The organism is Myroides sp. C4067 (assembly GCF_038039665.1).
GTDB classification, from domain to species: Bacteria; Bacteroidota; Bacteroidia; order Flavobacteriales; family Flavobacteriaceae; genus Flavobacterium; species Flavobacterium odoratimimum.
On sequence record NZ_JBBPHJ010000067.1, the window covers coordinates 1 to 678 of the forward strand.

The 678-nt window shown below is 46.5% G+C and carries 1 rRNA gene; it reads right to left on the reverse strand.

Annotated features, from left to right (window positions below):
* A 16S ribosomal RNA gene (locus tag AABL87_RS17710) occupies window positions 1-578 on the reverse strand; the annotation flags it as partial.
* Between the last annotated feature and the right edge of the window lie 100 nt (window positions 579-678).

The following is a 678-nucleotide window of genomic DNA, read 5'->3' on the forward strand; positions in this document are numbered from 1 at the left end:
CCGCCTACGAACCCTTTAAACCCAATAATTCCGGATAACGCTCGGATCCTCCGTATTACCGCGGCTGCTGGCACGGAGTTAGCCGATCCTTATTCTTACAGTACCGTCAAGTCCCTACTCGTAGGGAGGTTTCTTCCTGTACAAAAGCAGTTTACAATCCATAGGACCGTCATCCTGCACGCGGCATGGCTGGTTCAGAGTTGCCTCCATTGACCAATATTCCTCACTGCTGCCTCCCGTAGGAGTCTGGTCCGTGTCTCAGTACCAGTGTGGGGGATCTCCCTCTCAGGACCCCTAATCATCGTTGCCTTGGTATGCCGTTACCACACCAACTAGCTAATGATACGCATGCCCATCTTATACCGATAAATCTTTATTATCAATACGATGCCATATCGATAAACCATGGAGCATTAATCCGAATTTCTTCGGGCTATTCCCCTGTATAAGGTAGGTTGCATACGCGTTACTCACCCGTGCGCCGGTCTCAAAAAAGCAAGCTTCTTCTACCCCTCGACTTGCATGTGTTAGGCCTGCCGCTAGCGTTCATCCTGAGCCAGGATCAAACTCTTCATCGTATATTTTTAATTTCGTAAATTAAAAAAGTATAATTCCAAATCTTGCGATTTGCCTTACTCTCTTATTTGTATGCTGTCAATCCAATATGTTTATGAACGT